33 protein-coding genes are annotated in these 25,756 nt (G+C 51.1%); 7 read left to right on the plus strand and 26 right to left on the minus strand.

Going from position 1 to position 25,756, the window contains the following annotated elements; all coding sequences use genetic code 11:
- Positions 1 to 114: 114 nt before the first annotated feature.
- Complete coding sequence (locus PGX44_RS06070; RefSeq protein WP_498854641.1) at positions 115 to 1,635, plus strand: pyruvate kinase; 1,521 nt, start codon at positions 115 to 117, stop codon at positions 1,633 to 1,635.
- A gap of 98 nt (positions 1,636 to 1,733) precedes the next feature.
- Positions 1,734 to 2,126: a NifB/NifX family molybdenum-iron cluster-binding protein gene (locus PGX44_RS06075; RefSeq protein ID WP_186501719.1), complete on the plus strand. Its 393-nt coding sequence runs from the start codon at positions 1,734 to 1,736 to the stop codon at positions 2,124 to 2,126.
- Between the two features lie 170 nt (positions 2,127 to 2,296).
- Here PGX44_RS06075 and PGX44_RS06080 read toward each other — a convergent pair whose 3' ends face one another.
- Entirely contained in the window at positions 2,297 to 3,514 is a 1,218-nt protein-coding gene (locus PGX44_RS06080; RefSeq protein WP_498854642.1) for a metallophosphoesterase, read from the minus strand.
- 29 nt (positions 3,515 to 3,543) lie between these two features.
- Positions 3,544 to 4,614 (minus strand): A/G-specific adenine glycosylase, encoded by a 1,071-nt coding sequence (gene mutY / locus PGX44_RS06085; RefSeq protein WP_498854643.1) that lies wholly within the window; start codon positions 4,612 to 4,614, stop codon positions 3,544 to 3,546.
- A gap of 124 nt (positions 4,615 to 4,738) precedes the next feature.
- Between mutY and PGX44_RS06090 the strand changes: the two genes are divergently transcribed.
- From PGX44_RS06090 to PGX44_RS06100, 3 genes are read left to right on the plus strand one after another with little or no spacing between them, the layout of a single operon-like run.
- On the plus strand, positions 4,739 to 5,548 hold the full coding sequence (locus tag PGX44_RS06090) for a DUF4931 domain-containing protein (RefSeq protein ID WP_498854644.1): 810 nt from the start codon (positions 4,739 to 4,741) through the stop codon (positions 5,546 to 5,548).
- A 6-nt stretch (positions 5,549 to 5,554) separates the two neighbouring features.
- Positions 5,555 to 6,292, plus strand: coding sequence for a metallophosphoesterase (locus PGX44_RS06095; protein ID WP_289001158.1), 738 nt, complete (start codon positions 5,555 to 5,557; stop codon positions 6,290 to 6,292).
- Entirely contained in the window at positions 6,289 to 6,519 is a 231-nt protein-coding gene (locus tag PGX44_RS06100) for a hypothetical protein (RefSeq protein ID WP_289001157.1), read from the plus strand. The genes PGX44_RS06095 and PGX44_RS06100 overlap by 4 nt, the downstream gene beginning before the upstream one ends.
- Positions 6,520 to 6,650: 131 nt before the next feature.
- Here PGX44_RS06100 and PGX44_RS06105 read toward each other — a convergent pair whose 3' ends face one another.
- The 8 genes from PGX44_RS06105 to PGX44_RS06140 are packed head-to-tail and all read right to left on the minus strand — an operon-like array spanning position 6,651 to position 12,152.
- Entirely contained in the window at positions 6,651 to 8,198 is a 1,548-nt protein-coding gene (locus tag PGX44_RS06105) for a HAMP domain-containing sensor histidine kinase (RefSeq protein ID WP_498854645.1), read from the minus strand.
- On the minus strand, positions 8,195 to 8,863 hold the full coding sequence (locus PGX44_RS06110) for a response regulator transcription factor (protein ID WP_498854646.1): 669 nt from the start codon (positions 8,861 to 8,863) through the stop codon (positions 8,195 to 8,197). Before PGX44_RS06110 ends, PGX44_RS06105 begins: the two co-directional genes overlap by 4 nt.
- The gene (gene folK / locus PGX44_RS06115) at positions 8,848 to 9,351 is read right to left on the minus strand and encodes a 2-amino-4-hydroxy-6-hydroxymethyldihydropteridine diphosphokinase (protein ID WP_498854647.1); all 504 of its coding nucleotides are present in this window, start codon (positions 9,349 to 9,351) and stop codon (positions 8,848 to 8,850) included. Before folK ends, PGX44_RS06110 begins: the two co-directional genes overlap by 16 nt.
- Positions 9,348 to 9,710, minus strand: a complete 363-nt coding sequence (gene folB, locus PGX44_RS06120; protein WP_498854648.1) for a dihydroneopterin aldolase — start codon at positions 9,708 to 9,710, stop codon at positions 9,348 to 9,350. Before folB ends, folK begins: the two co-directional genes overlap by 4 nt.
- A gap of 26 nt (positions 9,711 to 9,736) precedes the next feature.
- Entirely contained in the window at positions 9,737 to 10,576 is an 840-nt protein-coding gene (folP, locus tag PGX44_RS06125; protein WP_498854649.1) for a dihydropteroate synthase, read from the minus strand.
- Positions 10,569 to 11,180, minus strand: a complete 612-nt coding sequence (gene folE / locus PGX44_RS06130; RefSeq protein WP_498854650.1) for a GTP cyclohydrolase I — start codon at positions 11,178 to 11,180, stop codon at positions 10,569 to 10,571. The genes folP and folE overlap by 8 nt, the downstream gene beginning before the upstream one ends.
- Positions 11,181 to 11,222: 42 nt before the next feature.
- Entirely contained in the window at positions 11,223 to 11,621 is a 399-nt protein-coding gene (locus PGX44_RS06135; protein ID WP_186501731.1) for a DUF3592 domain-containing protein, read from the minus strand.
- 12 nt (positions 11,622 to 11,633) lie between these two features.
- Positions 11,634 to 12,152, minus strand: coding sequence for a hypothetical protein (locus PGX44_RS06140; protein WP_498854651.1), 519 nt, complete (start codon positions 12,150 to 12,152; stop codon positions 11,634 to 11,636).
- A gap of 89 nt (positions 12,153 to 12,241) precedes the next feature.
- On the opposite strand from PGX44_RS06140, the gene PGX44_RS06145 reads away from it, so the two are divergent.
- Positions 12,242 to 13,348: an acyltransferase gene (locus tag PGX44_RS06145; RefSeq protein WP_498854652.1), complete on the plus strand. Its 1,107-nt coding sequence runs from the start codon at positions 12,242 to 12,244 to the stop codon at positions 13,346 to 13,348.
- Positions 13,349 to 13,424: 76 nt separating this feature from the next.
- Here PGX44_RS06145 and PGX44_RS06150 read toward each other — a convergent pair whose 3' ends face one another.
- From PGX44_RS06150 to PGX44_RS06210, 13 genes are all read right to left on the minus strand, one after another.
- The gene (locus PGX44_RS06150) at positions 13,425 to 13,649 is read right to left on the minus strand and encodes a hypothetical protein (protein WP_498854653.1); all 225 of its coding nucleotides are present in this window, start codon (positions 13,647 to 13,649) and stop codon (positions 13,425 to 13,427) included.
- A gap of 79 nt (positions 13,650 to 13,728) precedes the next feature.
- The gene (locus PGX44_RS06155) at positions 13,729 to 14,268 is read right to left on the minus strand and encodes a cyclophilin-like fold protein (protein ID WP_498854654.1); all 540 of its coding nucleotides are present in this window, start codon (positions 14,266 to 14,268) and stop codon (positions 13,729 to 13,731) included.
- 12 nt (positions 14,269 to 14,280) lie between these two features.
- Complete coding sequence (locus PGX44_RS06160; RefSeq protein WP_289001151.1) at positions 14,281 to 14,811, minus strand: flavodoxin family protein; 531 nt, start codon at positions 14,809 to 14,811, stop codon at positions 14,281 to 14,283.
- A gap of 152 nt (positions 14,812 to 14,963) precedes the next feature.
- Positions 14,964 to 16,190, minus strand: a complete 1,227-nt coding sequence (locus tag PGX44_RS06165; RefSeq protein ID WP_498854655.1) for an aldo/keto reductase — start codon at positions 16,188 to 16,190, stop codon at positions 14,964 to 14,966.
- The gene (locus PGX44_RS06170) at positions 16,183 to 16,398 is read right to left on the minus strand and encodes a hypothetical protein (RefSeq protein ID WP_186501738.1); all 216 of its coding nucleotides are present in this window, start codon (positions 16,396 to 16,398) and stop codon (positions 16,183 to 16,185) included. The genes PGX44_RS06165 and PGX44_RS06170 overlap by 8 nt, the downstream gene beginning before the upstream one ends.
- A complete protein-coding gene (locus PGX44_RS06175; protein WP_498854656.1) occupies positions 16,395 to 17,216 on the minus strand; it encodes a 4Fe-4S binding protein in 822 nt (273 codons plus the stop codon). Before PGX44_RS06175 ends, PGX44_RS06170 begins: the two co-directional genes overlap by 4 nt.
- Before the next feature lie 14 nt (positions 17,217 to 17,230).
- Positions 17,231 to 17,428, minus strand: a complete 198-nt coding sequence (locus PGX44_RS06180) for a Sec-independent protein translocase subunit TatA/TatB (RefSeq protein WP_186501740.1) — start codon at positions 17,426 to 17,428, stop codon at positions 17,231 to 17,233.
- A 368-nt stretch (positions 17,429 to 17,796) separates the two neighbouring features.
- The gene (locus PGX44_RS06185; protein WP_288200884.1) at positions 17,797 to 18,192 is read right to left on the minus strand and encodes a hypothetical protein; all 396 of its coding nucleotides are present in this window, start codon (positions 18,190 to 18,192) and stop codon (positions 17,797 to 17,799) included.
- A gap of 62 nt (positions 18,193 to 18,254) precedes the next feature.
- Positions 18,255 to 19,169, minus strand: coding sequence for a LysR family transcriptional regulator (locus tag PGX44_RS06190; RefSeq protein WP_498854657.1), 915 nt, complete (start codon positions 19,167 to 19,169; stop codon positions 18,255 to 18,257).
- Between the two features lie 57 nt (positions 19,170 to 19,226).
- Positions 19,227 to 19,622 carry a hypothetical protein gene (locus PGX44_RS06195; RefSeq protein ID WP_498854658.1) on the minus strand — a complete coding sequence of 132 codons (396 nt, stop codon included), beginning with the start codon at positions 19,620 to 19,622 and terminating at the stop codon, positions 19,227 to 19,229.
- A gap of 77 nt (positions 19,623 to 19,699) precedes the next feature.
- The gene (queF, locus tag PGX44_RS06200; RefSeq protein WP_498854659.1) at positions 19,700 to 20,197 is read right to left on the minus strand and encodes a preQ(1) synthase; all 498 of its coding nucleotides are present in this window, start codon (positions 20,195 to 20,197) and stop codon (positions 19,700 to 19,702) included.
- A gap of 65 nt (positions 20,198 to 20,262) precedes the next feature.
- Positions 20,263 to 20,811, minus strand: coding sequence for a signal peptidase I (gene lepB / locus PGX44_RS06205; protein WP_480207314.1), 549 nt, complete (start codon positions 20,809 to 20,811; stop codon positions 20,263 to 20,265).
- 76 nt (positions 20,812 to 20,887) lie between these two features.
- Positions 20,888 to 21,349, minus strand: coding sequence for a 2-thiouracil desulfurase family protein (locus tag PGX44_RS06210; protein ID WP_498854660.1), 462 nt, complete (start codon positions 21,347 to 21,349; stop codon positions 20,888 to 20,890).
- Between the two features lie 305 nt (positions 21,350 to 21,654).
- Here PGX44_RS06210 and PGX44_RS06215 point away from each other — a divergent pair, with 305 nt between their 5' ends.
- Entirely contained in the window at positions 21,655 to 23,313 is a 1,659-nt protein-coding gene (locus PGX44_RS06215; RefSeq protein WP_498854661.1) for an acetolactate synthase large subunit, read from the plus strand.
- 31 nt (positions 23,314 to 23,344) lie between these two features.
- Here PGX44_RS06215 and PGX44_RS06220 read toward each other — a convergent pair whose 3' ends face one another.
- Genes PGX44_RS06220 through glf form a run of 3 tightly spaced genes read right to left on the minus strand, consistent with a single transcriptional unit; the run spans position 23,345 to position 25,692 of the window.
- Complete coding sequence (locus PGX44_RS06220; RefSeq protein WP_498854662.1) at positions 23,345 to 24,022, minus strand: hypothetical protein; 678 nt, start codon at positions 24,020 to 24,022, stop codon at positions 23,345 to 23,347.
- A gap of 30 nt (positions 24,023 to 24,052) precedes the next feature.
- A complete protein-coding gene (locus PGX44_RS06225) occupies positions 24,053 to 24,601 on the minus strand; it encodes a ferredoxin domain-containing protein (protein ID WP_498854663.1) in 549 nt (182 codons plus the stop codon).
- Positions 24,598 to 25,692 (minus strand): UDP-galactopyranose mutase, encoded by a 1,095-nt coding sequence (gene glf, locus PGX44_RS06230; protein ID WP_498854664.1) that lies wholly within the window; start codon positions 25,690 to 25,692, stop codon positions 24,598 to 24,600. Before glf ends, PGX44_RS06225 begins: the two co-directional genes overlap by 4 nt.
- Between the last annotated feature and the right edge of the window lie 64 nt (positions 25,693 to 25,756).

The following is a 25,756-nucleotide window of genomic DNA, read 5'->3' on the forward strand; positions in this document are numbered from 1 at the left end:
ATCTATGTAATATACTCTTTTCAATGCTTCCATTGTGATATACTATAGCTGATTGTCTATGCTTTTTCTCTGTAAACATGTACGTAATTTCATACTACTGGAGGCTTTACTCATATGAAAACAATTTCGCCAGCAGAAATCAACGAATTATACACGACCTTGTACGACCTGCGGCAAGACGTACTAAATAAGGGAAACAAAATGTACGCATCTATCGCCCCGCAAATCGAGCGGCCGTCCTTTCGTTTTAGTGCGTTAAATCTGGCCTACTACTTAGCCATCCGCTGCCACGACTTGCGCCCTCTCCAGGAGAAGCTCCTGCCCTTGGGTCTCTCCTCCCTGGGCCGCAGTGAAGCCCGCACGATGGCCAATCTCGACGCAGTTATCGCCTCCTTAGGCCGTATTTGCCAGAAGCCCCAGGAAGAGCTCATTGCGTATCCTTCACGGCGCTGGTTTTTCCACGGCAACCGCCTGCTCTCACACAATGCCAACCTGATTTTTGGTAACCACGCCAACATAGATTTTACCAATATCATGGTTACCATGCCTACAGAAGCGGCTACAGATTATAAGCTCGTACGCAGCCTTGTCCGGGCCGGAATGGATATGGCCCGCATCAACTGCGCCCACGACGACCAGGACGTATGGAAGAGCATGTTGAAGAATATTCATAAGGCCGAAAAGGAAACAGGCCGCCGCTGCAAGATTTACATGGACCTGGCCGGCCCGAAGGTGCGCATCGAACAGGTTCTTGTCCCTGGCGATACAGACCGCGTCCTGACAGATGAAACCTTCTTCCTGGCGCGGAACAAAATCTCCGACTATCCTGAGGATTATACGGGAAATATCGTCATTACGTGCAGCATCCCTCAGGTCTTCAACAACCTCCAAGTTGGTGATCCCGTCGTCATCGACGATGGCAAGCTAAACTGCACGGTTACAGAAATTACGCCGCAGGGTGCATACTTGCGCGTTATCTCTACGAAGGTTAAGGGCTTCCGCCTGAAAAATAAGAAGAGCCTCAACTTCCCGCAGACGCCGCTGGATGTAGCCCCTCTTACCAAAAAAGACCTGAAGGATCTGGACTTCATCATCCCCAATGCCAATGCCATTGGCTACTCTTTCGTCCGCAACAAGGACGACATCATTCTCCTCCAGGAAGAGTTGAAAAAACGCCTGGGCGACAACGCACATCGCATGGCCATCATTGCCAAAATCGAAACACGCGACAGTGTCAGCAACCTGCCGGAAATCATCGTCCAGGCAGCGTCACACAATCCCTTTGGCGTCATGATTGCCCGGGGCGACCTGGCCGTCGAAGCGGGCTACCACCGTCTGGCAGAGCTGCAGGAAGAAATCCTTTGGATTTGCGAAGCTGCCCACGTCCCCGTCATTTGGGCCACGCAGGTCTTGGAAAACCTGGTCAAAACCGGTATCCCGTCGCGGGCCGAAATTACAGACGCCGCCATGAGTGAACGGGCTGAATGTGTCATGCTCAATAAAGGACCTTATATTGTCAAAGCCGTCGTCAGCCTGGCCGACATTGTCCAGCGCATGGAACAGCATCAGCACAAAAAGGCACCGCAGCTGCGTATTTTACACATTGCCGAAGACACGCTGAAACAGTTTGAATAATTGCCTTCCCATCTTTTTTAACATATGTCTAAAATAGTAATTGACATATGTCGTTTTAAGGCGTATACTAAGGCCATCAGATAAAGGAGGCAACAATCATGAAAATCGCAGTAACCTATGATCAGGAACAGGTTTTCCAGCACTTCGGCCGTTCGGAAAACTTCAAGCTCTATACCATTGCTGATGGCGCCGTCACGGCAAGCGAAGTCGTCAACACCAATGGTGTAGGCCACGAACCGCTGGCCCAGTGGCTCAAAGACCGCGATGTCGACACGGTCATTTGCGGCAACATCGGGCCTGGTGCCCGTCAGGCCTTGATGTCTGCAGGCATCCGTTTCTTTAATGGCGTTCAGGGCAACGTAGATCAGGCTGTACAGGAATTCCTCGCCGGTACGCTGGTTACCAACCCCGACGCAGGCTGTCAGGGCCATCACCACGGTGAAGGCCACGGCCATGGTCACGGCGGCGAAGGCTGTGGCCATCATCACTAATACGCAGCACATCTAAACCAATCTCTTATCCAAACCTCTTCCAAACACCTATCATCTCTACAACAATTAGGTAACCAAGATAACCACCCTTCCATACACGAGCCCCTGGCGTTGTCCTATATGTCCAATGCCAGGGGCTCGTTTTGTGTGCATATATTTTTACCTGGCCTTCAGGCCCGGGTCAATTCGTATACCGTCACTTCGCGTGAGCAAAGGACACGGAAAGGCAGCCAATGGCCTGTACCTCTGTTGACGTAGCCATAAGAATTGCCCTGCTGATACAGACCGCGCAGGTATTTAAAGCCTACGGCCTGCACGATGGGACCAATCGGTGCAAACTGGGCACCGTGTGTATGGCCGCTCATGGTCAGGGGCAGGTGGTACGCAAAGGCTTCATCAAAAAAGTCCGGATGATGGGCTAACAGGACTGTAAAAGCGCCGTCCGGAATTCCTTCCAGCGTCGTTTCCATATAGCGTTTCCGTTCTGCATCATATAACGGTCCTACAGGGGCGAAGCTAAAGTCTGCACCGGCAATATAAAACGGTGTCTGGTCACTCCCGCTGCAGCCGGCTAAGCCTTTGCCGCCGCCAGGACTGGCACAAAAATGACTGTTCCTGAGAATGCGTACAGGCGTTTCTTCCAACATGGCTGTAATCGCCGCCAGGCCGCGATAGTATTCGTGGTTGCCATAGCAAAAATCGATGCCGTCCGGAAAGAGGGACGCTGTCCGGTTGAGAACGTCGCGGCACTCAGGCAAACGGCTGATTTCGTCGATGAGATCACCGGTAATTTCCAGGCGGTTTACCTTTTCTGCTGCCACGCGGCGAATCGAAGCTTCTAAATCCTCCGTACTGAAGAAGAGGCCAATGTGCGTATCCGAAAGCTGGCCTATGCGATAGCCCTCAAGATAATCAGGCAAATTGGGAAAAGACAGCTTCTCCTTTGTCAGGGACAGATATTCTTCGCCTACGACATTGCCCAGGGCACTCGTTGCAATACCGGCAGCAGGAATGACGAACATAGCGCCTTTAAGGAAATCGCGGCGCGACATACCTGACGCGGCCGGTGCCGGTGCCTGCCCTGTCGTATTGCTACGTTTCCACCACGTAATCAGGCGGTATACCGTAACGGGCAGGGCCACGGCAAGGAGCACGGGAAACACGAGCATAAATAAGAGAAACCAGCTCACTGAACCGAGGGCTCCGGCGTGTAGTAACGGAATCAGGGAGCTGCCGTCACTATAGGCCTGGCTGTATGCCGATAAAATAGCAGCACTGGCGACCGAAAGGACAACCGTACCTAAAATCCAGCGGCCCATATGCCTCCCACGGCGCAGATAGTTCCATAAAATGACGGACAACACAGACACGACCGTCAGGATGATCATAAAATTGATGAAAAACATTCCCCTCATCGTTATACCATGGCAGTGATCTTACCATGCGGCCCGGCCCAGGGCACATCGGTGTAGCAAGACCGGTCCAGCCACTGCCAATCCTCCTTTGTCTCTAATGTACCACCTGTACATTCGGCCGTATAGATGGTCATTTGCCAAATCTTATGAGAAAAGACGTGCCGCAAGGTACCGCTGGGCTGGTCGTCTATCTTCACAGAAAGGCCCAGATCCCGCACGAGATGCTGCACGGCCTCAAGGCCTGCTTTACCGGCACCAATGGCATTGGGAAATTCCCACATAGACGCCAATAAGCCTTTAGACGGCCGCCGGTGCAAAAGCCAGCGCTGGCCGTCGGCTACGGCGACGACGGTAATCTCTTCTACAGGCACGTGCTTGCGTGTTAGCCGCACAGGCAGTTCCGTTTCCTTGCCCAGCGCCCGGGCACCGCAGCGTTCCTGTAAGGGGCAGGCGTCACAACGCGGATGCTTGGGAATACAGACGGTTGCCCCCAAATCCATGAGAGCTTCATTGAAATCCCCCGGTGCATCAGGCGGCACCTGGCCAGCGGCCAAGGCCGTAACGGATTTTTTCACCTTAGCCGATAAAATATTGTCTTCTATTACGTACAGGCGGGCAAAAATACGCAAGACATTGCCATCTACAGCCGGTACGGGCTTCTTATAGGCAATGCTTAGGACGGCACCGGCCGTATAGTCGCCGACGCCCTTTAAGGACCGCATGCCTGCCAGCGTATCAGGCACCTTGCCGCCATATTCGCGCTGCACTTCACACACGGCGTCGTGAAGGTTGCGGGCCCGCGAATAATAGCCCAGCCCCTGCCATTGCCGCAGGACATCGTCTTCTGATGCTGCCGCCAGCGCCTGCACCGTAGGAAAGCGGTCCATCCAGCTTTCATAGTATGGCCGTACGGCTTCTACCTTCGTCTGCTGCAGCATGATTTCCGATACCCACACCTTATAGGGATCACGCGGCACTGTGCGCCACGGCAAATCCCGCCGGTTGGCATAGAACCAGTGGAGCAACAGCTGCGCCCACTGGCCCGGATCTACCTTTTTTATTTCTTTGGTCATAATTACCTCGTTGAAAAAGAATTTCAATTACTTGTATTCGTTCAATATCCATTATAGCATATTTCAAAAAGCGTATGTCTATGCTACAATAGAATATGAGTATTAGAAAAGGAGCCGGCTAGCCATGGAACAAAATCCCTTTACGCACACGTTAGAATATAATTTGGATTTGGGCAAGACAAAACCTGATACGGTACATCGTCATGAAAAATACTGCCCCTTTTGCGACGTAAAGAACCTGAAGAACGTCCTGGAAACACGTGGTCATATGATTTGGCTGGAAAATGCCTTTCCCGTGCTGAAAGATTGCTGGCAGACACTGATCATCGAAACGGATGACTGCGACGGTGAATTTTCTGAATACGACCCGGCCTACGCTGTTGAAATGATTCGCTTTGGCTTGGAAAAATGGCATCAGGTGCAGGCTATGGACCGCTTCCGGTCCGTCGTCTTCTACCGCAACCACGGCTACATGTCTGGCGGTACGATTCACCATCCTCATTCGCAGATCGTCGGCCTGGAAAAATACGACTACCACGACGATGTCAAGCTTTATCATCTGCAAGGGCATCCGGTGCTGCAGAGCCCGGGTATTGAAGTTAACCTTTCAGCCCGGCCTATTATCGGCTTCTACGAAGTTAACCTGATTCTCAGTGACGACGCACAGCTGCCTCTTTTTGTACGCTATATGCAGATCGTTTCCCACTTCATGATCCACGATTTCGTATGGCACAATGAAAGCTATAATATCTTCTTTTATACCTTCCCTGACGATTCCAAATTATACGTCAAGATTGTGCCCCGTTTTCTGACCAACCCTTTATACGTTGGCTATATGATTCCCCAGACGGCCAATGAAGGCCATCGCAACCGTTTTATCGAACGATTACAGAAAGCTCTGGCTGCAGCTTCAAACCAGCCAGAAAGGAAATAACAGGTTATGCGTTTATTTGCAATAGGAGATTTACACTTGTCCGGCAATCCGCCACGCAAGCCAATGGATGTGTTCAGCCCCCGCTGGATCAACCACTGGCAGCGCATTAAGGACGATTGGAACGAGCGCGTCAGCGAAGACGACACGGTCCTCATTGCCGGCGATACCTCGTGGGCCATGCATTTGGCAGAAGCCCAGGAAGACCTCGATGAAATCCGGGCCCTGCCGGGACATAAGATCATCATCCGCGGCAATCATGATTTCTGGTGGGAAAGCGCCGGCAAGCTCAACCGTCAGGAAGACCCGGAAAACCACATGTATTACCTGCACGGCAGTGCGCCTATCACCATTGACGACGGCCGCATCGCCATTTGCGGCACCCACGGCTGGATTTGCCCTGGTGATATTCATTACCAGGAAGAAAAGGATGCCAAGCCCTACCGGCGCGAGCTCCTGCGTGTAGAACGCTGCCTGGAAGAAGCACAGAAGCTGAATTGTGAACACACTATCGTGCTCCTCCACTACCCGCCCGTGTGCGACCTTACCAAGCCCAGTGGCTTTACAGAGCTTCTGGAAAAATACAAGGTACCCCTTTGCATTTTCGGCCACCTCCACGGCATGCAGCCAAACACCATGTTCCCGCGCCTTTATAACGGCACGCTGCTGCATCTCGTCTCTGCTGATTACCGCGATTGTTCCCTCTTGGAAGTAAAATTTGATGCTGAAGGAGCAGCCTTACGATGAGTCAAATAGCAAAGAAACACCTCCTCGCCGGCATTATCTTCGGTGACCGGGAAAACAACGAATACATTTACCTGCCTGGCGGTGAAGTCGGTACGGATAAGCCCATGTGCATTTACGAGCACGACGGTCAGCGCGACGACATCGACCTCGACGAAGCAGGCTATTTGGTCGAACATCTGACCCTCAAAAAATGCAGTCATCCCTCACTGGGAAACCGCTCGTTTTAGAAATGAAAAAGCTGTGCAAGAAGGATTTTACTTCTTGCACAGCTTTTTAGTTTTTCCTAAGGCTCCCCATTGGGGAGAACCGGGCCGGCTGCGAAAACGGCCGGGTCTCAAAAGATGCAGTTCACTTTTTCCTATTTTGCTGCCGCCAGGGTAAACCAGAAGGTCACGCCGTCTGTCTCGTTGCGGACGCCGTATTTCTGGCCGTGCCGTTCGACGAGAGCGGCGACGATGCCCAAGCCCAGGCCATGGCCGCCAAAGACACGTTGTGGCTGCCGCGTACGGGCTGCATCGACCTTGTAGAAGGGCTCCCAAATGCGGGACTGATCGGCCGCAGCAATTTGAATGCCCTGATTGTAAATGCTGATCACATAATGATCACCTTCGCGGACAGCAGAAACGTCGATTTTCTTGCCGATGTCTGTATAATCAATGGCATTGGACAAGAGATTACTCATGACTGTATCGATTCGTTCGGGATCGCCATAGACCTCCATAGCGTCCGGGAAATGGCTGGTAACATTGATTTGCTTATCCTTAATGACGCCGTCAAAACGATAGCGCAATTCTTCTGCTAAGGCCGGGAAATCAAACTCCGTCATTTCAATACGGAAAGAACCCGTTTCCAGCCGCGACAGGTTGAGCAAATCCTTTACCAAATGATCCATCTTTTCCGTTTCACTATGGATAACACGGCAATACCGCTTGCGCGTTTCTTCCGAGATATCCAGACTGTCCAAACCTTCGGCGTAGCCCTGAATGAGGGCCAGTGGCGTCTTTAGCTCGTGAGACACAGCTGAAATAAAGGCCTTGCGCATTTCTTCAATTTCGTTAGCCTTTTGGAGCTGTACTTCCAGCTCGTTATTGGCCTGCTTGAGTTCATTCAAAGCCGTATCAAGCTGCGTTGAGAGTTCATTCAAGCTGCGCCCGAGTTCGCCGATTTCATCGCTTCTGGTATCGGTCCACTTCTTGGAAAAATCCAAATGGGCCATCGCCACGGAGAGCTGCTTCAGCTTGAGGAGCGGCCGCGTCAGGCGGTTGGTACAGAAGATAGCGCCGATGATAGCAATGACCAGCCAAATGAGACTGCAAATGATGACGAACTGCTGCACCACTGCCACCGTCGCTTCCATAGGTTCCATAGGCTGCGTAACGATGACGTACGCGTCGTTACCACTGGGCCAAAGGATACTCATGAAACGGACATGATCTTCATCGCCATCGAAAAAGACGCGCCGCAGGTCTGACTGGGGCAGTTCTTCGCCGTTAAACAGCTTCCGCATGAGTTCAACATGACGGGGCGTCTTAAAATCCTCCGTTTTTGCCTCTTCCGACCGCTGCGGTGCTTCGGCAGTTACGACATTTTCCGAATCAAAATGAGGCTTGCCGACGACAGCCTTGCGGTCCGGCCGGGACGAATAGACGAGAGTCCCCTTATCGACGATGAAGACAGCCGCGCCGCCTTGCTGGCTGATCTGGTCGAATTCATCGACATAATTGGCTTCTCCCTTCTCGTAAAGGCTGGCTATGACCTGGGACATAGACACGAGGGTATCCTTTTTATAGTGGAAATAAAAAGGTGTAAAGCCCATGCCCACGGCAATCATGAGCAACAGGGAAAAAACGATGGTAAAGGCCGAGAGGATCAGGCAAATTTTCTTACGCAGGGAAAGTCGTATCATTTTTCTTCATAGCGATAGCCGTAGCCGCGCACAGTCTTGATGAGGCTGCCCTTGTCACCGAGCTTAATACGCAGGCGGTTAATATGCGTATCGACTGTACGCAGGTCCCCATAGTAGTCGTAGTTCCAAACCTTGTTCAAGATCTGACGGCGGCTGAGGGCCTTGCCGGCATTGATCATCAAGTAATTGAGCAGCTTGTATTCTGTCGGGCTGAGATCAACGTTGTTACCGTCAATGACTACCTGATGGGCATCGCGGTCAATGGCTACGCCTTCTGAAGCCGTATGCTGCTGCTCTTCTTCCTGCTGGACGCGCCGCAAGAGAGCCTTAATCTTGGCGACGAGAATCTTCGGGCTAAAGGGTTTCGTAATATATTCGTCTACCCCCAGGTCATAGGTAAAGAGCTGGTCGATTTCTTCGCCCTTAGCCGTGAGCATCATGATCGGCACTGTCGATTCACGGCGGATTTCACGACATACGGTCCAGCCGTCATAAATAGGCATCATGACATCCAGGAGAATCAGGTCGGGATGTTCTGAATGATATTTTTCCAGAGCTACCTTGCCATCAGCTGCTTCGATAATTTCGTAGCCCTCAGGCTTGAGAAAATCGATAACCAATTGCCGCATGAGCTCTTCATCATCGGCGATTAAAATTTTTTCCATAAATAACCTCCTTCTGCTTTGACCACCGCATTCCGTTCAGGCAATTCTTGAAGCCACGCGTTAAGCGGGCGGTTTTGGATCACGAGGTCAGGTGCTATGTCTTGCAGCGGCACGAGAACAAAGGCACGCTGCGTCAGATACGGGTGTGGTAATTGTAAATCAGGGCTGGCACAGATCACATCCGGACTGTACACCAGGTCTATATCAATCGTACGGGCGCCCCATTTTTCGTGGCGCTCACGGCCGCCGTGGGCTTCGATGGCCTGGCACAGGCGCAGCAGTGCTTCTGCCGTCAGCGATGTACGGACAGCGGCACAGGCATTGAGAAAGGGCGGCTGGTCTGTTTTCCCCCAGGGTGGCGTTTCATAGTACGGTGAAACGGCCGTAAGCGTCACCTCCGGTGCTTGCCGCAACTCATCTAAGGCCCGCGTCAAAGCCTGCACCTTATCACCGAGGTTCGTGCCCAAGCTGAGATATACAGTGATCATGACCGTTCCCGGCGAATGACGAAGAGCACATCGTCAAAATGACCATCAATAGGCGCCTGTGGCTTGTGGAGCGTCACTTCTACGGCCTGGACGAGGCTGTATTCAGCGAGAATCGCCCAGGCAATGACAGCAGCTACTTTTTCAATAAGCTTATACGGATCACCTTCGACGATTTTCTGGATCGTGCCGTATACAGCGCTGTAATCGACTGTTTCATTGATCGAATCTGTTTCTTCTGCACGGGACGCGTCAAATTCCAGTGTTACGTCTACAGAAAAAGGCTGTCCTTTCCGCGTTTCTTCCGGAAATACACCGTGATAGCCATAGAAATGTAAGCCTTTTAATACGATTTTATCCATAATTGTACCATCCTTATAGGGAAAATTTATCTGCCTGCCAGGACATCTGCCATGGCGCACATACGGGCAATGGGACGGACGTCGTGAACGCGCACGATGGCGCAGCCATCGAGGACACCGGCAACGCACGTAGCACCGGTACCTTCCATCCGTTCTGTTACGGGTAAATCAAGGACCTTGCCGATAAAGCCTTTGCGGCTCGTACCGAGGAGCAAGGGATACGGCAAAGCCGTCAATTCCTTCAAATGCTGTAAGACGTATATATTCTGCTCACACGTTTTGCCAAAGCCAATCCCCGGGTCGGTAATGATCTGTTCCGGCAGCACACCGGCAGCGGCCGCAATGGCTGCCGAACGGGCAAAAAAGGCTTTCATCTCTTCCATTATATCATTATAGTCCGTGCCAGCCTGATTGTGCATGACTACGACGGGCACACCGTGCTTGGCTGCTACGGCGGCCATCTGCCCCGGCTCTTGCGCATACTGGAGGCCCCAAATATCGTTCATCATATGAGCACCGGCTGTCATGGCATAATCTGCCGTTTCAGCCTTGTACGTGTCGACAGAAATGGGCACCGGGCAATGTTCCACCAATTTAGGCAAAATGACCTGAAGCCGTTCTATTTCTTCAGCTGCCGAAAGGGGCGTAAAGCCTGGCCGCGACGATTCGGCACCAATATCGATAATATCGGCCCCGTCCTCTACCATTTCTTCCATATGGCGCAAGGCCGCATCAATAGAATTCCATTTGCCGCCATCCGAAAAGGAATCGGGCGTAATATTGAGGATGCCCATGATGAGCGTTTTCTTGCCAACGATCAAGCGTTTTCCGTCAGACCAATGGTACTCGCGCATAAGATTAGTCATGATTTGCCCCCTTCATCAACAGCTTCCACGCTTCCCGTCCGGCTTCTGTACCTTCAGCCAGGCAGCCATAGGACGCCTGCGTGACAATATCCGAATCGCTCCCCTGCCGGTTGCGCATGGACAAACACAAATGTGTGCCCTGAACGATGACCAAGGCACCGTCTGCCTGCAGGCCTTCGGTTACAGCCTTGCAAATGTCAGCTGTAAAACGTTCCTGCAGCTGCGGCCGCCGGGCCAGGACATCGACGACTTCAGCAAAGTGACTGAAACCGGCAATTTTTCCCTCGTGCGGGCAATAGGCAATGGAAACAGTTCCAAAGAAAGGCAGGAGGTGATGCTCACAGATGGAATAAAACCGAATCTGACGCACGGCGACCAGACCATTCGACTCCGTTTCGATGAGACTGCCCCAGCGCGCCTTAGGATCCTCGCGGAGGCCTGAAAAAAACTGACCAAAGGCTTCAGCCACACGGTACGGTGTTTTTTCCATACCGAGAGCCGTCAGGTCCAGTCCCAAGGCTTCGAGAAAATCCTGCATGGCCTGTACGGCCTTTTGATTGACACCGGACGCGTGGTCCGGCGTATACTTTGTACTATCTGTCATGTCATACTTCCTTTTTGATCCGGCCTAAAAGCCGGTACTTTTTTAGAGCTCAATATAATACGTAGCGATAAAAATCAGACCGCCGACGATAATCATGACCGGGCTGGCATATTGCTGCAGCGTCGATTGTTCATGATACAAATATATTTCTTCCGGCCGTGACGGATTATAGCGCAAATCCACAGTATCGCCGGCTTCAAAACTCCATTCGCTGTTGCCAAAGGTATAGCGTGCCGTGTACTGCTCGTCGTGGACAGAAAAGCGCACGACCGGATAATACATATCGCCGCTCTTGTTCTTTTCTACGTCAAATTGCATAACTGTACCCGTAGCCGGTGCCGTGCAGTGACGTGTCAGGGCCCGCAGGCGCCAGCCGTGCCAAATGCCGACAGCAATAAAGAACACTCCGAGTACAGCAGGAACATAATAAAAGATAGACATGGAAAAACTCCTTTAGATAATATGGGAACGGGCAAGGCTGCGGCAGACAAAAAAGCCTACAGCAGCGCCTCCTAAACCTGTCACTACCTGGGGCCAGCTCATGATAAAGAGCAGCGTGTGCCGCATAGCCGGCGGAAAGGCTACGGCGGCAAAAAGTATATAAAAGCCCAGGAAAAGAGTGGCCGCCTTCCCCAGTGCTGCCACGCTGAAGCCAAGCAGACAGTGTTTGCGGCCCAGCCAGGCCAGGAACACATACACGCAGTTGCCCAGGGCTACAGGGACGACAAAGGGCAGGAAGGGCAGCATGCCTTCGATATAGGCAAAAAAAGGCGTCACACAAGCCGTGACAATACCGGCCCGCAGGTCTACGGCCAGGACAGCCGTAATCAGGCAGGCATTGACGAGGACGCCGATAAAGGCAAAGCTGAACTGCGGTGGCATGGGAATCCACAGGCGCAGGCTCTGCAAGATTAAGGTCAGGGCCACGATAATCCCTGTCCGCGTCAGGATACGCAGATTCGCTCCTTCCATAACAACCTCTCTACTCTACAGAAAATATGACAAATGTGTTACAATTAAAAACTGAAGTATCTATTATATTGTATCTATTGAGGTGCCAGATGTCAAAACGATTTATACATTCTATCAATTATATGCGCGGAATCTGCATGCTTGGCGTCATTGCCATTCACGTCGGTTCTGTGGCACTCCTCAACCCGACGCCCAATCTTGAGCTCGTGGCTGTTCTGGAAATCCTTTCCCGTTTTTCCGTGCCGACGTTTTTCTTTCTCTCGGCCTTTGGCATGTTCATGAGCCAGCCTATTGAAGGCCCCTTTGTCTACAAGGACTATTTGAAGCGCCGCCTGCGTACAGTCCTCGTACCGTACGTGGCCTGGTCTCTGTTTTACATGACCTATAGCTCTATTCTCAGCCATAACACCAGTATTTTCCAGCCCCTTGCCTTTATACGTACCCTCTGGTATGGCCTGGCCATGTATCACATCTATTTTCTCGTCATTCTCCTTTGGTTCTATTTTCTCATGCCCTTGTGGCGCATCATGCTGAAATACATGAACCGCCAGCCCTGGTTCTGGTTTACGCTGCTCTTTGCCGGTAACGTAGTCTTCAACTTCTACTCGAGCTACGTCTGGGATTTCCATTCAGCCAATCCGTTCCTGCAGGATGCCTTTACGTACCGCCTGAACTACGTCGTCCTGCACTATCTCTTCATCTTCCTCTTCGGCGCTTTTACAGCAGAACACTTCCAGGCAACGTGCAACTGGCTGTCCCGGCACGGGCTTCTGGTCAATAGCTTTCAGGCTCTGACGACAGCAGGCATGCTCATGGCCTATTACGGCATCATGGCTACGCTTCACTACGATGCCTTATCTGCCGTCTTTACGATCCATCAGCTGAGCCCTATCGGTATGGCCTACACCCTGTCGACGATTCTCTACCTTCTCTATTGGCTCGAATGTCACCGCGTACCGCCGTTCCTGCACCGGTTCTTCTCCCTTCTGGGCGACTACTCGTATCCCATTTATCTCGTACATCCCCTCTTTTTGAGCTTCCTCACGTGGTCTGCAGCTCACTTCCATATTTACCTGAGAAGCCTCTACATCATTGCCATTTACATTGCAGTCACCTGTCTGGCTACGGCATTCTCGGCCATCATTACGTGGCTGCCCCTGCCAAAGTGGCTCGACATCTGCCTCAAAGGGAAATAATACAATCCCCAATGTAAAATCACCGTCCTATGCAGGTATTAGTAATTCTGCATAGAACGGTGATTTTTATTACTTTTCACTGTTTTTTCATTTCGTAGCGCAGACAATCAAGACAATCGAGCTTGCGTTGTTCTGTATGGATTCGCTGTACCAGCTGCCGGCGTTGTGTATCAATGAGCTGCAACAGCTCAGCCTGATGTTCACCGGGGGCATGGCTAAGATGCAAATACGTACAAATATCCCTGTCAGAAAAGCCCAGGTCTACGAGAGTTGCCACGAGGCTCAGTTCCTCAATTTCCACGTCCGTATAAGGGCCTGTCCGGCTTTTACGGCAACAGGCCTCGTATTTCCGTACAATATCCGGAGAAATATTGTAGTTTTTACTTAGCTTTGCTTGGTTCAAATTGTGTGACATAGGTTTGGAATACCTCCCCTGCGTGTTTCATGTTGTCGAGACCTTGAGACACATGACCTAAAGGAATAAGATCGTCTGAGGCTGCTTCGTCGGCCAAAAATACGACCAGTTCGTTTTTAGCCGTATCGAAGGCTACGTCACCGGCAACAGGATTCATGCCCTTATTGCTTTCGCGCTGAAACACCGTAGCCGGCAGGCCTGGCAGAACCAAGCGATTGCCCTGATGCTGCAGCTGGACGACAAAAGGCCGCCGTTCCGCTACTTCAAGTGCAGCTTCTGTATCATACAATTCCAGTTTTGCCTGACCGCCTGGAAACGAAAGGCCTGCCTGTAACGGCGTTTCTTCCATGCTATATTGGTTCATACTGTAGACTGATGCTGCGGAGCTGCACACGGTCCAGGGATTCAAGAGACGATGAACGTACGATGAAACGATGACTGCCAGGATAGCTGCTATGGCTACGTAGAGCCAGCGTATAGGATGGTGCTGAAATAAGAAGCCCATGGGATTTCCTCCTTAAAGACTAGCGCCCAGCTTATAGGCCTGGTCGGGAAATTCAGATTTTTCAATCAGTGAACGGGCACCGCAGCCAATGGCCAGGACCTTGCCCATATCGGTCCAGCCCATATAGCGGACGAGTGTATCGTAGTGATCAACCAGAGCGTTCATGGTCCAGTCGGCACTATTGTAGGCCGTAGCCATGAGGACTGATTTCTTGCCCGTGAGATGTCCCGTGCGGGAATAAAAACGATCGACAATGGTCTTTAGCTGTGCCGACATACCATAATAATATAATGGCGTAATAAGGGCAATCATGTCCATATCGAGCAGATGGGGCATGAGCTTTTGCTGGATCGCATCATTATAGATGCAGTCGCCATCCATGCCGCAATGATCGCAGCCAATACAGGGATGAATATCTTCAAAAGCCGCATTAAAGCGGAATACATCGTGGCCTGCTGATTTAGCCCCTTCAATAAACTTATCGGCCAGCAAAAACGACGTGCCATGATCGTGAGGGCTCCCCGTTACTACGACAATTTTCATTTTCTTTCCTCCTCCAATCGCAGCTGCCGCCGACGTACCACCCTGAGAAAGGATCGTACCGCAACCGCTTAAAAACAAAGTCATCATACCGAGTCCGGATAGCTTTAAAAACTCGCGTCTGTCCATCTAAATCGCCTCTTTCTCCGTCACCTTTACGCGCCAAAATATTCTTTCGTCTGCCGCATGCGCGCCCGGATTTGTACGTGGAAGGGACAGCGCGGTTCGCACTGGCCGCATTGGATACAGTCACCGGCCTTACGGGACTGGCGCATATAATGATCCTTCGCCAGGGCATCACCAGCCTGGGCCAGATCGTAAAACTTATTCGTTGCCGCAATATCGATGGCCCGCACACAGGGCTGGCAGTGGCCGCAATAAATGCAAACGCCGTCCATGTCCTTGACCTGTGATTTAAGGATATCCGAATAGCTCCGTTCTTCCGGCGTAGCTGCATAATAGAGGGCCACGCTTTTGAGGTCCATGAGGTTGCGCACGCCGGGGATGACGGAAATAACCGCCGGCCTGTCGAGACAGTACTGGATACACTGGACAGGCGTCATCGCTTTGCCAAAGGGCGACGAACCGGCAGAAAGGAGACGGCCGCCGCCGTAGGCCTTCATGACCGTAATGCCGACACCCATTTGCTGGGTCCGTTCGTAGAGCTTCTTGCGGTCTGCGTCGAGGGTCATGCCGCCGCCGGAGGAAACGAAATCGTACGACGGGTTGATGCTGAACATGTAGACGTCCATGAGGCCCGTATCGAGAAAGCGGTTAGCCATTTCTACAGAATGAGAGGAAAAACCGATATTGCGGATAATGCCTTCCTGTTTCAGCTTCTGGGCGTAATCGAGAAGGCCATTATTGAGCATGTCATCGTAATCCTTGCCTTCGTCGACATAGTGAATGAAACCGATGTCGCTGTAATCGGTCTGGAAGGTCTTCAGCTGTGTTTCAAAGCCTTCCTTGACCTTGGCAAAATCACGGGTCCGCGTATAGGTACCACCGGGATAGGTCGCACCGATATGCATCTGCGTGATAAAAGACTGACGCCGCCCCTTCATGGCCTTGCCCATGAGCTCTGCCGAGGCAAAGTTCGACATGACCGTATCGACGAGATTAATGCCCTTATCTGCAGCATAATCAAATATGCGCTGGATTTCGTCGCCATCCGCTTCGTGAATGGCACTGGCACCGATGCCAATGGTGCTGACCTTCGTGTTGCTGTGAGGAATAATCCTGTATTGTACGTCCCCCGTGTCGGCAATACTGGTTATTCTTTGTTCGTTAAAGGCTTCACGCCGCGACTTGAGACCACACCCGGAAAGGGCCAGTCCGGCCGCACCTAAACCGGCAATTTTCAGAAAGTTTCTTCTATTCATGGTCTGCATCCCCCTCTTTGTGCTTCTTCTTGTAAAATGCCGTGGCTCCCATCCAGGCCACAGCCGCTATGGCAATGACACAGCCACCGCCGCAGGTACCACAAATACCGTTACACAGTGGTGCCGCGCCGGATGCTGTCTCTGCAGCACTGCTCAAAAAAGCCGTTCCTGCCGCGCCAGAACTGGCGAGCATGGTAAACTTTTTCATTTTACTTCACCTCTCCCGTAGGAAATGGCATTGGCCGGACATGTATGCTGGCATTCCTGGCAGAGGATGCAGCGATGCCGGTCGAGCTTCAGGGCATAATCTGTCAGAGTCAGGCAGCTCATGGGACAGACCTTGGTACAGCGGCCGCAGTGAACGCACGACGGCTGGCCCACGCGCAAACGCCACGTCCACGGTATATGCACGCCTAAAACATGGACCAGATTGCTGCAGGCACCAACGGGACAGAGGAAATTACAGAAGCCCCGGCCGCCTTGCGTAAAGATGCCCATGATGAAGAACCAAACCAAAAAGGTCAGAATAAGGGAAATAGAATAAACCGGCAAATGACCTGTCGTTACTGTCTGGACGAAGAGATCGAAGACGTAGAAATTGCAATATGAGCAATGTTCGCTAATACCGACGACACCGGCCAGGAGAAAGCCTGCAAAGAAACCGTACCGGATAGGTGTGGCTGGAATGTGTTTAGGCCAGTCAATCTTGAAGCGGTCCGGCACGAGACGGGACAAATATTCCGGCAGTGCTCCGGCCGGACAGAGTTTGCCGCAAAAGAGCGGCCCAAAGAAAAACGACACGACGAGTAAAAGGCCGAAGGCGATGAGTGACACCGGACCGGCTTCGCCCATATTGCCCAGGAGCAAATCATGGAGCGGAATGCGGAAGCACGGTTCATGAATGCTGTAAAGCTGCGTCGGCGTAATGAAAAGGTCGATAAAACGGGCAAAACCGTCAAAAGGTGCATAAAAAAAGCATAAAGCCAATGACGTAGCCTGCAAGCCGCAACGAGCGATAGCGGACAATATCCTTTGAAATCTTAGCCATGGTGGCTCACGGCCCCCTTCTGTTCCTGAGCTTCCGGTTCCTGCGGTGCTTCTACCCCATTGAGAGCGCTGCGAAAATCGTGGACACTCTTCCCCAGGGCCTTGCCCAGACCGGCGATCTTGCCGGGTCCAAAAACGACGAGGGCGATCAAAAGGACCAAGCCCCATTCTTCCATACCAAAACGTCCCATACTGTATTCCCCCTCTTACTTTGTAAAACTAATACCCGCATGGAAATAGACAGAAAATTTAGTTTTTTCTCAGCCTATTATTTTCCATAGTTATAGTATAGGAGAAATATATCCTTAAATCTAATGCTTATATTTTATCTTTATGTATGCCTCGGGCGTATTTCTTTATTATGCAGGTGTGGAAGTAAGCATGATAGGCATAGGTTCACCCCTATCCCCGGTTTGCAGTACTTTTGCAGGCATCACGTTTACGAGACGTTTCGTTCCGCCTCCATCCCTCGTTGTTTACGCAACGAGTACGTTCTCCCCAGAGAAAGCAAAACACTTCTCCCAATGTCCTCAGGAGAAGTGTTTTTCATCATGCCTTCTTATTTCTTGTTTTTTTCGGCCATTACTTTCTGGAGTACTGCGTCAGCCATACGGGCCCGGGCCTTGATGACGTTGTTGCCATTTTTGACCGATTCGGGATAGAAGTTGCTCTTGTATTTACTCTTCTTGGTCTTAGTAATCATTTCCTTGAGCTGAATGGTCTGTTCATCCACGTTGTAGACGTACGTGCAATAGTCCGTCGTGTCACCGGCCTGTTCTACCGTTTCAAAGGTCAGGGTTTCCATGCCTGCCGGATAGGACAGCTTTGCCGTGCTCATGTCAATGGTCGTGAACTGGTTGTACTGCCAGACTTCTTCTTTTGCAAAGGCCGTCACAGAAACAGCCAGGGTTAAGGCCAATACGGCCAGAATTTTTTTTGCCTTCAAAAAGTACACCGCCTTTTCAAATATAGTAAACCTAGATGTCCCCTATTATACCATAATTCAGCCGCTTGCGGTTAGTCCTTTTTCTCTATCTCACCATGCGTATCTGCAGAAAGACCGGCTATATAGTCTTTGAAAAAATCCTGGAAGAGGTGTACGGGCTTAGCTACAAACTGGTTCTTGCACCAAACAAAAAAGCCACTGTCTTTCATATCCGGTTCAAGGGGACAGAGATGAAATTCGTCCGGCACCGTTTCCAGCATGAACGTAAGCACCTTGCCGACGCCTGCCCGGACGAGATAGCCCATATTGTGGACGGAGAGGTTCACATGGCCTCGGATGCGAATCGTTCCTGCATACGGACCGAGCCAGTTTTCTACGTCATTACGTACAGAAGGCCGCATGGGAATAATAATATCCTGGCCAGACAGGTCTTTCGGATGGATGCAGGGCAGTTTGGCTAAGGGATCATCTCTGCGCATGAACAGGCACCAGCCGTCCCGTTTAGGCAGCTGCACAAAATGGTATGTGCTAATATCGACCGGGTCAGCGACGAGACCGAAATCGAGAAAACCCTGTTCCAGTTTTTCCTTTACGTCATCGGCAATGGCCGTGTAAACAGAAAAGGTGACGTCCGGATAGCGTTTTTGGAAGGCTGCTATGCCTTGGGCCAGATATTCCATATTGGCCGTTTCGCCTGCGCCGATAGAAATATTTCCTGCCACATCCGTATCAGCATGAGCCATTTCTTCTACGGTCTTACACGTAAGCTCTATGATTTCCTGGGCGCGGCGGCGTAAAAGCATGCCTGAGTCAGTCAGTGTAATGTGATGGCTGCCGCGTTCGAAGAGGGTCACGCCCAGTTCTTCCTCAAGGGCTGCCATTTGCCTGGATAGCGTCGGCTGTGTAATGTGCAGGACATCGGCAGCGTGCGTAATGTTTTCTTCCCTGGCGACGGTGAGAAAATACTTTAGCGTCCGTAATTCCATAGTTTCCCCTCCAAAAAGGGCACTCCTCCCAGATTCTGGAAGAAGTGCCGTTACTTCTTAATGTTTTTCTTTTTTGGCCAGTACCTTTTGCAGGACATCGTCTGCCATGCGCGCCCGGGCCTTGATGACGTTATTGCCGTTCTTGACCGATTCCGGATAGAAGCTGCTCTTGTACTTGCTCTTTTTTGTACGCGTTACCATTTCCTTGAGCTGAATGGTCTGTTCATCCACATTATAGACGTACGTGCAGTAATCCGTCGTTTCACCGGCTTTTTCTATCGTTTCAAAGGTAAGTGTCTGCATACCTGCCGGATAGGAAAGCTTAGCCGAATTCATATCGATCGTCGTAAACTGATTATATTGCCACAGGTCGTCCTTGGCAAAGGCCGTTACAGAAACGGCCAGGGACAGCAAGAGTGCTGCCAGTATCTTTTTTGTTTTCAAAAGAAACACCGCCTTTTCTCTTCCTATGTACTATATGATAAGCCTATAAGAGTTATTATACCATATTTTTAGAAAACAGGAGACACTTAGCCGCGATTGTTGATTTTTTCCGGATAGAGATCGTGCTGGGACAGGCGCTGCCAGGCCACTTCCTGCCATGGTGTGCCGGGTTTGCCGTAGTTGCAGTACGGATCGATACTGATGCCGCCGCGGGGCAGGAATTTCCCCCACACTTCAATGTACTTCGGATCCATCAGCTTTACCAGGTCATCCATAATGACGTTGACACAATCTTCATGGAAATCGCCGTGGTTGCGGAAGCTAAAGAGATAAAGCTTAAGGGACTTACTTTCTACCATGCGTTCACCCGGTACATAGGAAATGTAGATAGTGGCATAATCCGGCTGGCCCGTCATCGGGCACAGGCTGGTAAATTCCGGGCAGTTGAATTTGACGAAATAGTCCCGGTCGGGATGCTTATTGACGAAGGTTTCCAAAAGACCCGGGTCGTAATCCTGACCATATACTGTATGCTGGCTGCCCAGTTCCGTAATTCCTTGTAATTCTTCTTTTGTTCTGCTCATGTTTGCCTCCTACAAAAAAAGTTTGATGCACCGTGTGGCACATCAAACTCTGCGTACAACCTAACTTACCAAACAACCTTGCCCAGGACGTGATCGATAGGGACAGGACCGATGAACCGGCTGTCACTACTGTGGTTACGATTATCGCCCATGCAATAGACATAGCCTTCCGGTACTTTGACTTCACCGGCACGGCTGTAGTCCATAGGACCGTTGATGTACGGTTCATCCAGGGCTTTGCCATTACGCCAAACCTTGCCGTCGTGGAAGGCCAGCGTATCACCAGGCAGACCGATGACGCGTTTGACCCAGACGTTCTTCGTCTGGAAGCGGGAGCTAAAGATGGCCAGGTAATTGTCCATCGGTTCCGACAGGTCATCCAGCCACGTACGAGGATAGTTGACACGGCTGTCAATAATGACGATATCGCCATAATTCGGCGTTTCCCCGAGGACATGACCAATCTTGGAAACGACGAGGTATTCCCCATTATGCAGCGTCGGTACCATAGATTCACCGGAAACCCGGGTCGGCTGAACGACAAATATATGGATCAGCGTGGCGATAGCCAAGGCAATGACGATGGCATACACCCATTCAAGTGCTTCATGCATTACGGTTTTCACAGTTAATTTCCTCCTTGCGTACTCATTTATTGTAACAAAGTGAACCCCATAAAGCAAGAAATATTTATACGCCTACGTGACGCAAAGCCGCTAAAAGGGGCTGCAAATGTTTCTCCCCTACGACGCGGATACCGGCAGCCTTGAGCCGTGCCGCCGTAACACCATCGCCAGCCGTAAGGGTGCGGCTAAAGGTACCATCATAGATTTCGCCACTGCCACAGGACGGGCTCTTTTCCTTGAGGACCGCCCATGTACAGCTGTAGAGACGGGCCAGGCGCAAAGCCTGGTCAGCACCGCGTTCATACGCTTCCGTTACATCTGCTCCCGTTTCCGTAACGACGCGGTCGCCCTGCTGTTCCGATGCCGGCCGCGGCGTAGGCAGACCGCCACCTTGTTCCGGACAAAAGGGAATAAGCGTGACATCCGGCATATGCCACAAATTCTCAATGGCTGCATAGGTTTTACTCTGGCCGTCGTAGCGGCACGCCTGCCCTAACAGACAGGCACTGATCAAAATATACTTCATAGGAATAGCTCCTTTTTGTTATATATTTCACTTTATGAAATAAAAAACCGCATATCAAATTTCATAAATCAGAATTAAATTCATCTATATGAAATTATTTTACGTGCTTTTTACGTCGAATGAAAGAGATAAAATATGTAATAATTGGCAATCATACGTATTTTTGAGAAGCCAGTTCTCATCTCGAGAATTATTAAAATAAGATTAATTACCGCATTGTGAAATTGCAAATTCAATTGCCACATACTATAATTGGAAACGCAAAAGATACTACATAGTAATCTTATTGGAAGGGGTTCTTACTCATGGCAGAAAAGAAACAACGCAACACAGCAGAATTACTCGTCGAATGTTTAGAAGAAGAAGGCGTTCATTATATTTTCGGTATTCCCGGCGAAGAAAACCTCGCCATTATGGAAGCCCTGAAGCATTCTAAAATCGAATTCATCACCGTCCGGCACGAACAAGGTGCTGCCTTCATGGCTGACGTCTACGGCCGTCTGACAGGTCACGCCGGCGTCTGCATGGCTACCCTCGGGCCTGGGGCTACAAACCTCATTACAGGTGTTGCCGATGCGGACTGCGACGGCGCACCGCTGGTCGCCATTTCCGGTCAGGTAGGCACCGACAAGATGCATATTACAGCCCATCAGTATTTGGACCTGCGCTCCATGTTTGAACCGATTACGCGCCGGGCCTATACCGTCGTCCGTCCGGACACGATGGCCGAAATTACGCGTCTGGCCTTCAAATACGCCGAACGGGAAAAACCGGGCGCAACCTTCATCGATTTGCCCGTCAACATTAGCCATATGCCTGTTGGCGACGATGAAAAGCCCTTGCGTCACAAGACCATCCGCTGCGAAACAGCGCTGGAAGACCAGATTGAAGCAGCCGCAGCCATGATCTCCTACGCCAAGAATCCGATCATCCTGGCCGGCAGCAGCGTCATCCGCAGCCATGCGTCGAAGCAGCTCACAGCCTTTGCCAAAAAGCTCAAGCTCCCAGTCGTCAACACGATGATGGCCAAGGGCGCTATTCCTTACGACGATCCGTATTCCATGTGGACTGTCGGTATTCCGATGGATGACTACCAGACGAAAATGCTCGAAAAAGCCAGCCTGGTCATTACCATCGGTTACGATATTATCGAATACGCACCGGCCAAATGGCATCTGAACAACGCCGATATTATTCATATTGATTCCATGCCTGCCGATATCAACAAAAACTACCAGCCGCAGGTCGAAGTCGTCGGCTCCATTCCGAACTCCCTCGAACGGATCATGGAAAAAGCAGCCCGCCTGCAGGAACCAAAGTACTATTTGGAAATGCGCAAAAAGATGGTGGCTGAACACGAAAGCTACGCCAACGACATGTCCTTCCCGGTAAAACCGCAGAAGGCCCTCATCGACTGCCGCAGCGTCATGGGCCCGGACGACATCGTCATTTCCGACGTCGGTGCCAACAAGGTTTGGGTAGCCCGCCATTACAACTGCTACAAGCCGAACACATGCATCATTTCCAACGGCTTTGCCACTATGGGCATTGCCGTCCCCGGTGCTATTTCCGCTAAGCTCATCCATCCGGACCGCAAGGTTCTCGCCATCACCGGCGACGCAGGCTTCCTCATGAACTGCCAGGAAATGGAAACAGCCCACCGTCTGGGCACGAATTTCGTAACCCTTATCTTCAACGACTGCAGCTACGGCCTCATCAAATGGAAGCAGGATATGCAGTACGGCCACCACGAATACGTTGATTTCACCAATCCGGACTTCGTCAAGCTCGCCGAAAGCATGGGCGCTATTGGCTACCGCATCAAGAAGACGGAAGACCTCCTGCCGACACTGGAAAAAGCCTTTAAGCAGGACAAGCCGGTCATCATCGACTGCCCCATCGACTACGCCGAAAACATGAAGCTCGTCGCCCACTTAGAAAAAATCATGAAAGAAGAAAACTAACTACAGATCTGATCTGATAAAAAAGATGCCGTCAGCGCGGCATCTTTTTTGCATGTTCAAGCATATCTGTGACGGTATCCAAGAGATTTTCACCATCGCCATTGTGGGCAAAGACAACGGCTATTTCTACAGCATTGCCATGAACCCAGCTGATGACGCGGACCGTTTCTGTAAAATAAGCCTGATTGACGATGAACTGATCAGCCAACGTGGCTTCGTAAAACTTCGTTCCCTTAACCGTCTTGGCGGTAAAGGGTTTTACAACGGACCAGCCTGCAGGCAGCATCGTTATGAGGCGGTTATTGGCGTGGCTCATGAGCGTTGCCGCGTCAGGCTTATCACCAATATCCCGGAGGTACGCATTTTCCGTGGACCGTCCCTGAAGCGCCGATTCAACCTGCCACAGGTTGACGCTGTAGCGCAGGACATAGCCGTACTGGAACATGCCCTGGTCGATTTGCACGACTTGCCAGCTTACAGGCTCTACGGGATAAATCTGTTCCAGCATACGCGTTACGTCATTGCCGTAGCGCTGGGCCGTAAGCATTTCCTGTGTGCCCTGGTTCATTTGCAGATCCGTCGGCACTGTAATTATGCCCCAATTGGCAAACGGCGTTTCTACGCCCTTATCTTTATCCTTGGCCAAAACGGGCAGGCTGAGTGCCGCCATGAGAGCCAAGGTTACCATACAAACTACCTTCTTCTTCAAGGAAAAAGTCTCCCTTCCTATACCTGTAATTTATTGCATAATCTTGCGCGGCCCCCGGTCGAAAAAGATATTTTTCGACGATACAGAAAGGGCAATGCCGAAAATATTCGTCACCTTGTCGCCCAGGCTGTGCAGGCGCATGGCTGCCTTGCCAATGGAATAGAAAATACGCGAATCAATGTTCTGGGACGAAGCCAGCGATACAGCAGAGCCCAAGGCAATGCCCAAGTCGGCAATGGTAAAGATGCAGCGGCCGCCAGCCACGCGGTTGGCAGCGCAGTCGGTAAAGCCGCAAATCCCGCAGTGAGGCATGCCAAGCGGGCTGTCTGGTACACCTACGAGGATGACCAGGGCGCTGTTGCGGACATTTTCCGAATCACGTTTGAAAAATTCCAGGCCTGTTTCGGCGTTGATTTTCATCATTTCATCAGCCAGACAGTCCTTATCACTCCCGGTAAGGGCCATGGTTTTTACCTTGTCCATGCCGCAGCCCTTCGGTGCCGTATGAATGGCTGCCATCATTTGTTTGGCTGTACTCAGTATGGCTTGTTCTTCTGCTTCTTCTGCTGTAATAATCATAGTATGCCTCCTACTGCGCTAAGGGCGCTGGCAATGACGTCGTCCATATCATAATACTTATATTCTGCCAGACGGCCGCCAAAGAGGACGCCCGTTTCCCCGGCGGCCAGCTTTTGATACTGGGCGTAGAGGGCCTGGTTCTGTTCGTTGTTGACGGGATAGTACGCTTCCTCACCGGGCTGCCAGTCTGCCGGGTATTCCTTCGTCACATAGGTTACAGGCTGCGTGCCAAATTCGAAGTGCTTGTGTTCGATGATCCGCGTATACGGCGTTTCCCGGTCCGTGTAGTTCATAACGGCTACGCCTTGGTGATTTTCTTCTTCCAGGCGCTTTGTTTCAAAGCGCAGGCCCCGATATTCCAGGCGGCCCAGCTGATAACCAAAGTATTCATCAATAGGGCCGGTATAGACGATGGTTTTAGCCATGGCGGCATACGCATCCCGGTCTTTTAAGAAATCGACACCGGTCCGTACTTCAATACCCTCTAAAAGGGCCTCGATGAGAACGTTGTAGCCGCCCATAGGAATGCCCTGATAGCGGTCGTTAAAGTAGTTGTTGTCGAAGGTATAGCGCACGGGCAGACGCTTGATGATGAAGGGTGGCAGGTCTGTACAGCTGCGGCCCCACTGTTTTTCCGTGTAGCCCTTGATGAGCTTCGTATAAATGTCCGTCCCGATGAGGGAAATGGCCTGTTCTTCCAGGTTTTTCGGCTCTGTAATGCCGGCGGCTTCACGCTGGGCAGCAATTTTGGCAGCTGCTTCAGCCGGCGTGACGATGCCCCACATCTTGGCAAAGGTATTCATATTAAAGGGCAGATTGTAGAGTTCGCCCTTATAGTTGGCTACAGGCGAATTGACGTAATTATTGAATTCTACAAACCGGTTGACGTAATCCCAGACGTTCTTGTCCGACGTATGGAAAATATGGGCACCGTACGTGTGAATATGGATGCCTTCCTTTTCCTCACAATAGACGTTGCCGCCTACATGGGGCCGCCGTTCGAGAACCAGGCAGGATTTGCCGGCTTGTTTCATTTCATGGGCAAAAACAGCGCCAAAAAGGCCGCTGCCAACGATGAGATAATCATACATAGTAGTAACACTCCTCTATTCGTTCGCTCGGGCATGTTTCATTGCCCGTTATACGCTTTATTAT

It is taken from the genome of Caecibacter sp. AF58-12pH5A, assembly GCF_027681725.1.
In the GTDB taxonomy this organism is placed as follows: Bacteria; Bacillota; Negativicutes; order Veillonellales; family Megasphaeraceae; genus Megasphaera; species Megasphaera hominis.

Bases quoted from the DNA above. Each gene is read 5' to 3' on its own strand.
- PGX44_RS06070 (WP_498854641.1), top strand. From the start codon at position 115: ATGAAAACAATTTCGCCAGCAGAAATCAACGAATTATACACGACCTTG.
- PGX44_RS06075 (WP_186501719.1), top strand. From the start codon at position 1,734: ATGAAAATCGCAGTAACCTATGATCAGGAACAGGTTTTCCAGCACTTC.
- PGX44_RS06080 (WP_498854642.1), bottom strand. From the start codon at position 3,514: ATGATCATCCTGACGGTCGTGTCTGTGTTGTCCGTCATTTTATGGAAC.
- mutY (WP_498854643.1), bottom strand. From the start codon at position 4,614: ATGACCAAAGAAATAAAAAAGGTAGATCCGGGCCAGTGGGCGCAGCTG.
- PGX44_RS06090 (WP_498854644.1), top strand. From the start codon at position 4,739: ATGGAACAAAATCCCTTTACGCACACGTTAGAATATAATTTGGATTTG.
- PGX44_RS06095 (WP_289001158.1), top strand. From the start codon at position 5,555: ATGCGTTTATTTGCAATAGGAGATTTACACTTGTCCGGCAATCCGCCA.
- PGX44_RS06100 (WP_289001157.1), top strand. From the start codon at position 6,289: ATGAGTCAAATAGCAAAGAAACACCTCCTCGCCGGCATTATCTTCGGT.
- PGX44_RS06105 (WP_498854645.1), bottom strand. From the start codon at position 8,198: ATGATACGACTTTCCCTGCGTAAGAAAATTTGCCTGATCCTCTCGGCC.
- PGX44_RS06110 (WP_498854646.1), bottom strand. From the start codon at position 8,863: ATGGAAAAAATTTTAATCGCCGATGATGAAGAGCTCATGCGGCAATTG.
- folK (WP_498854647.1), bottom strand. From the start codon at position 9,351: ATGATCACTGTATATCTCAGCTTGGGCACGAACCTCGGTGATAAGGTG.
- folB (WP_498854648.1), bottom strand. From the start codon at position 9,710: ATGGATAAAATCGTATTAAAAGGCTTACATTTCTATGGCTATCACGGT.
- folP (WP_498854649.1), bottom strand. From the start codon at position 10,576: ATGACTAATCTTATGCGCGAGTACCATTGGTCTGACGGAAAACGCTTG.
- folE (WP_498854650.1), bottom strand. From the start codon at position 11,180: ATGACAGATAGTACAAAGTATACGCCGGACCACGCGTCCGGTGTCAAT.
- PGX44_RS06135 (WP_186501731.1), bottom strand. From the start codon at position 11,621: ATGTCTATCTTTTATTATGTTCCTGCTGTACTCGGAGTGTTCTTTATT.
- PGX44_RS06140 (WP_498854651.1), bottom strand. From the start codon at position 12,152: ATGGAAGGAGCGAATCTGCGTATCCTGACGCGGACAGGGATTATCGTG.
- PGX44_RS06145 (WP_498854652.1), top strand. From the start codon at position 12,242: ATGTCAAAACGATTTATACATTCTATCAATTATATGCGCGGAATCTGC.
- PGX44_RS06155 (WP_498854654.1), bottom strand. From the start codon at position 14,268: ATGGGCTTCTTATTTCAGCACCATCCTATACGCTGGCTCTACGTAGCC.
- PGX44_RS06160 (WP_289001151.1), bottom strand. From the start codon at position 14,811: ATGAAAATTGTCGTAGTAACGGGGAGCCCTCACGATCATGGCACGTCG.
- PGX44_RS06165 (WP_498854655.1), bottom strand. From the start codon at position 16,190: ATGAATAGAAGAAACTTTCTGAAAATTGCCGGTTTAGGTGCGGCCGGA.
- PGX44_RS06170 (WP_186501738.1), bottom strand. From the start codon at position 16,398: ATGAAAAAGTTTACCATGCTCGCCAGTTCTGGCGCGGCAGGAACGGCT.
- PGX44_RS06180 (WP_186501740.1), bottom strand. From the start codon at position 17,428: ATGGGACGTTTTGGTATGGAAGAATGGGGCTTGGTCCTTTTGATCGCC.
- PGX44_RS06190 (WP_498854657.1), bottom strand. From the start codon at position 19,169: ATGGAATTACGGACGCTAAAGTATTTTCTCACCGTCGCCAGGGAAGAA.
- queF (WP_498854659.1), bottom strand. From the start codon at position 20,197: ATGAGCAGAACAAAAGAAGAATTACAAGGAATTACGGAACTGGGCAGC.
- lepB (WP_480207314.1), bottom strand. From the start codon at position 20,811: ATGCATGAAGCACTTGAATGGGTGTATGCCATCGTCATTGCCTTGGCT.
- PGX44_RS06210 (WP_498854660.1), bottom strand. From the start codon at position 21,349: ATGAAGTATATTTTGATCAGTGCCTGTCTGTTAGGGCAGGCGTGCCGC.
- PGX44_RS06215 (WP_498854661.1), top strand. From the start codon at position 21,655: ATGGCAGAAAAGAAACAACGCAACACAGCAGAATTACTCGTCGAATGT.
- PGX44_RS06225 (WP_498854663.1), bottom strand. From the start codon at position 24,601: ATGATTATTACAGCAGAAGAAGCAGAAGAACAAGCCATACTGAGTACA.
- glf (WP_498854664.1), bottom strand. From the start codon at position 25,692: ATGTATGATTATCTCATCGTTGGCAGCGGCCTTTTTGGCGCTGTTTTT.